This window comes from Bacteroidales bacterium (genome assembly GCA_018334875.1).
Classification (GTDB): domain Bacteria; phylum Bacteroidota; class Bacteroidia; order Bacteroidales; family UBA12077; genus JAGXLC01.
This window is the reverse complement of the sequence record JAGXLC010000306.1, coordinates 1-4843: the sequence shown is the minus strand read 5'-3', so window position 1 is coordinate 4843 and position 4843 is coordinate 1. Positions and strand designations below refer to the sequence as shown.

Here is a 4843-nt window from a genome sequence, read left to right as displayed (position 1 = left end):
ATAATAAAATCCAGTTCTTATGAAAAAAACAGCTTTAATAACAGGCGGTTCAAGGGGTATTGGTCTGGGTATTGCCAAAGCCCTTGCCGAAGAAGGTTTCGACCTTGCGATTAACGGCGTAAGAGACGAAAGCTCGGTACAGGATGTTATTCAGTCGTTAGAGGCCACCGGCTCGGAGGTCATTTACTGTCAGGGTGACGTCAGCCAGCCGGAGGCAAGAGATCACATCCTGGACAAGGTCAAACAAAAGCTCGGTCACCTGAACATGCTGGTGAACAATGCCGGGATACCCCCGAAAGAACGGAAGGACATCCTTGAAAACACCGAAGAAAGCTTCGACCGGGTATTAAAAACCAACCTGTACGGCCCCTATTTTCTTACCCAGAAAGCAGCCAACTGGATGATCGAAAGGAAAAATAGCGATTCCCGGTTTTTTGCCAGCATTGTCAATATCGGTTCTTTTTCTGCAACGGTTGCATCGGTAAACCGTGGCGAATACTGCATTTCAAAGGCAGGCATGGCCATGATCACCTCATTGTTTGCCGTTCGTCTGGCAGAATATGATATTCCGGTCTATGAGGTTCGGCCAGGTATTATTGAAACGGACATGACAGCAACTGTTAAAGATAAATACGACAAGTTGATTGGCGAAGGGTTGGTTCCCCAACGGCGGTGGGGTCAGCCCAAAGATATTGGAAAGGTAGTCAGATCCCTTGCCCGGGGCGATTTCCCCTATTCCACCGGCGAAGTGATCATGGTGGACGGCGGATTTACAGTGCAAAGATTATAATGGGTTAAAAGATCACAATGTGATATGGAATCAAACCCAATAGCGGGTTCAAATTATTAAATCAATGAAATGTTGCAACGGAGGATTGACATAAGATTGGTATTCCAGTTCAAAGAGAATACCACAATGAAATTGGAAAGGGAATTGCTCCCTAAAAATTTTAAATATGAATAGGAAAAGCAATCTATAATGTTTATATTTATGGATCAAAACACAAACATGAAATAACAGTCTAACATTATGCAAACCACCATCAGAAATGTCACAATGCTCCTTTCAGGAGCGGCAGCACTACCCCTTTTTACATCATCGTGTATCAGCGAAAGCGAAGAGGAAAGTGAGCAACCCAATGTCTTGTACATCATTGTTGATGATTTAGGCAAACATGATCTTAGCTGCACGGGCAGCGAATATTATGAGACTCCCAACATTGACCGGCTTGCCGGTGAAAGCATGAATTTTACCAATGGATATGCAGCCAGCCAGGTATCCAGTCCCTCACGGGCCAGTATAATGACCGGTAAATCACCAGCCCGGCATGGCATTACCGACTGGATCGGGGCCCGAACCGGAGAAGACTGGAGGGAACAAGGACGACATAATAAGTTATTGCCCCCCGAATACGTAGATCATCTTCCCCATAAGTATGTAACATGGCCAGAGGCGATGAAAGAAGCAGGCTACAAAACTTTTTTCGCCGGCAAATGGCATCTGGGCGATGAAGGTTCTTATCCCGAAGACCATGGCTTTGATATCAACCAGGGAGGCTTTGAAGCCGGAGGCCCATACACGGGTGGCTACTTTTCTCCCTTCAACAATCCCAAGATGGAAGACCATGAAGATGAGAAAGGCATGAGCTTACCTGAAAAACTCGCCAAAGAAACGAACTCCTTTATTGAACAAAACAAAGACACCGCCTTCTTTGCCTTTTTATCTTTTTATGCGGTTCATGCTCCCATTCAAACAACTCAGGAAAACTGGACAAAATACCGGGATAAGGCTGATGAAATGGGTATTGCTCCCAAAGGAGAAGGTTTTGAAATGGGCCACTTTTTGCCCGTCAGACAGATACAGGACAATCCCATCTATGCAGGGTTGGTAGAGCATGTAGATGATGCCGTTGGCCAGGTTCTTCAAACACTGGAAGAAAATGGTCTTGACGACAATACCATTGTTATGTTCACATCAGACCATGGCGGGGTTTGTGCCGGCGACGATTATGCCACCACAAATAAACCCTTACTCAGAGGAAAAGGTTATCAGTATGAAGGAGGACTCAGGGTGCCTTACTTTATCAAAGTACCCGGCCTGACAGATGGTGAAACATGTGATGTCCCTGTCAACAACACGGATTTCTACCCAACGGTTCTTGACCTGGTCGGCGAAGATCTAAAACCTGGCGAACATAATGAAGGAACAAGCCTTGTTCCCCTTTTAAAGGGTAATAAAATAGAAGAAAGGGATATTTACTGGCATTATCCGCACTATGGAAATCAGGGAGGCCAACCTTCCTCCATAATCAGAAGGGGCGACTGGAAATTAATTCATTACTATGAAGACGGGCGAAATGAATTATATAATGTAAGCGATGACCTTTCAGAAACAACCGATTTGTCCGCTGAGCGACCGGAAAAAAGCAAGGAACTTGCTGAGGCATTGAATGAACATCTGGAAAAAATGGATGCCCGATATCCTGAAAAAGATCCGCAGCATGATCCTGAGCTCGAAAAGCAGCATCTCGAGGAAGTTGAAAACAATCTGCTTCCCCGTCTTGAAGAGCAAAGGATGGAGTTTTTGTCTGAAGATTTTAACCCCGGAAACAACTGGTGGGGCAGTGAAGTTTCTGATGAATAAATTGGATTGAGCGCTGCTTCGGAAACGCGGCAGCGTTCAATTAATTTTACATCATTTTATACAGTTGTTCTTTAAAATAATTGAGATGTTGACCGATCATTTTGTGAGTAAACTATTTCTGGCTGTTTTATTGAGCATTTTCTCACATAGTATGCTAATGAGCCAGCATTCCGGGGTGGATGCCCGGTGGATCAGAGAAAATGTGGTGAATAATCCCGTAGAGGCTTACTGGCTAACGAAGAACCTAAAAGAAGATGCGCCCAGGTTGTTTCTGGATGATCAAACAGAGCAAAAAATTAAACACAGCATCCAACAGGATTCCATAGCAAAACAATACTTCAAATTGCTGACACAGCGCGCAGAGGCCATCTATATGAAACCACTGCTGGAGCGGGAACAAACAGGCAGGCGTTTGCTGGGCGTTTCCCGGGAGGCAGTCAGACGGATCGGTACATTGGCCCTGGTATATCGTATAAGTAGAAACGAAAAATACCTAACCCGCCTGGAAGAAGAAATGAATGCCGTGTGTGGATTTTCCGACTGGAATCCATCTCATTTTCTGGACGTAGCGGAAATGTCATACGCAGTAGCTCTGGGACTGGATTGGTGCGGAGAATGGCTTTCCAAACCAACTGTTAAAAAGGCCAATACAGCACTGACCGAAAAGGCATTAAAAGTTAGTCTCACTGAAGAAAGCTACAACTGGTGGATCGATGCGCACCACAACTGGAACCAAGTATGTCATGGCGGCTTGTCGGCCGCGGCGCTCGTCACGGCAGACAATCATCCTGAACTGGCCGCACGGATTCTTTCAAGGGCTGTGGATAAGCTCCCTCTTGCCATGGCCGGATACTCACCGGACGGAACTTATCCCGAAGGCCCGAGCTACTGGGGATACGGTACTTCCTACAATGTGCTCGCCATTGACATGTTCCGCTCTGCCCTAGGCACGGATTTTAATCTGCCCGAATCCCCTGGATTTATGGAAAGCGCTACCTACAGGCTGCTTACAGAAGCGCCTTCCGGATGGTCGTTCAACTATTCGGACGCGGGTTTGGGCGGAATTGATCTGGGCACATGGGGCCTGTTGTCGTGGTTTGCCAAAGAAACCGGCAACTCCATGTATCTCGACCGGGAGGAATTTCTTGACCTCACTAAAAAAGCCAGGCAAAATAATGAAAACCTTTCCCGTCTGGCCCCAACTACGCTGGTCTGGATAGCAGGTTACGAAAGAAAAAAGGATGGAAAACCACCTGTTTACTGGAAAGGAGAAGGCGAAAACCCAATTGCCATATTCCGGGCAGAACCCAATGAAAAAAGCGGATTTTACCTGGGCGTTAAAGGTGGGTCCGCCTCTGTTAATCATGGCAATATGGATGTGGGATCATTCATATTTGAAGCCGGTGGCGTTCGCTGGTCGATCGATCCGGGAAGCCAGGGATACAACAAGCTGGAGCAGATCATAGGATCGGGATTATGGGACAGCAGCCAGGACGGTGAACGCTGGACCCTGCTTACCAAGAACAACCACAACCACAGCACGCTCACGGTAAATAATGCACTGCACCGGGTTGAAGGCTATGCACCGATTGAAGCGTTTGCAGTGGATGAACCTCCGCAATCGGTTACATTGGATCTTCATGAGGTCTTTCAGGGTCAACTGAAGGATGCCAAAAGAACGTTTGTCAAGCAGGATGCAGGTAGTTTAAGAATTATCGACGAAATGGTTCCGGACGACAATACGGAAAAAGTGACCTGGAGAATGATGACGCAGGCACAGGTTCAGACTACCGAGACTGGTGCAATACTGATGCAGGATGGGAAAGAACTGAAACTGGAAATTCTTGAGCCTTCCAATCTGGCTGTTTCTGTAGTTGCTATGGATCCTCCACCGCTCGAGTATGACAAAAGAATCGAGGGGCTGAAGCGGGTGGAAATTCACATACCGAGGTACTTGCTTGAGAAAAACAAGACCAATACGCTTTCGGTGGAGTTGCGTTTAAGAAAGTGATACTATATAAACAGGGAGAAAATTCCTGCATATCATCAAATGGTCATTTGTGGTCATTTGTTGAAGCGTTTGAAAGTTTTGAGTGTTTGACAAGAGTTTTAAGATTTTAAATATTTGATTGTCAATGATCATTAAATCTTCGTTACTTTCATATTTCATTCCTATGTGTTGTTCTATGTTTTCTATGT

General features: G+C 45.9%; 3 protein-coding genes and 1 pseudogene. 3 read left to right on the top strand and 1 reads right to left on the bottom strand.

Features of this window, described 5'->3' with window-relative positions; genetic code table 11:
* Positions 1-19: 19 nt before the first annotated feature.
* The 3 genes and pseudogenes from KGY70_17010 to KGY70_17000 all read left to right on the top strand — a co-directional run bounded on the left by KGY70_17010 (position 20) and on the right by KGY70_17000 (position 4655).
* Positions 20-790: pseudogene (locus tag KGY70_17010) on the top strand (3-ketoacyl-ACP reductase).
* Positions 791-1057: 267 nt separating this feature from the next.
* A complete protein-coding gene (locus KGY70_17005) occupies positions 1058-2644 on the top strand; it encodes a sulfatase (protein MBS3776900.1) in 1587 nt (528 codons plus the stop codon).
* 103 nt (positions 2645-2747) lie between these two features.
* Positions 2748-4655, top strand: coding sequence for a heparinase II/III family protein (locus KGY70_17000; protein ID MBS3776899.1), 1908 nt, complete (start codon positions 2748-2750; stop codon positions 4653-4655).
* Here the strand turns inward: KGY70_17000 and KGY70_16995 are convergent.
* Positions 4644-4843: hypothetical protein (locus tag KGY70_16995; GenBank protein ID MBS3776898.1), on the bottom strand; the 200-nt coding region annotated here is incomplete at its 5' end. The two genes, KGY70_17000 and KGY70_16995, sit on opposite strands and share 12 nt — an antisense overlap.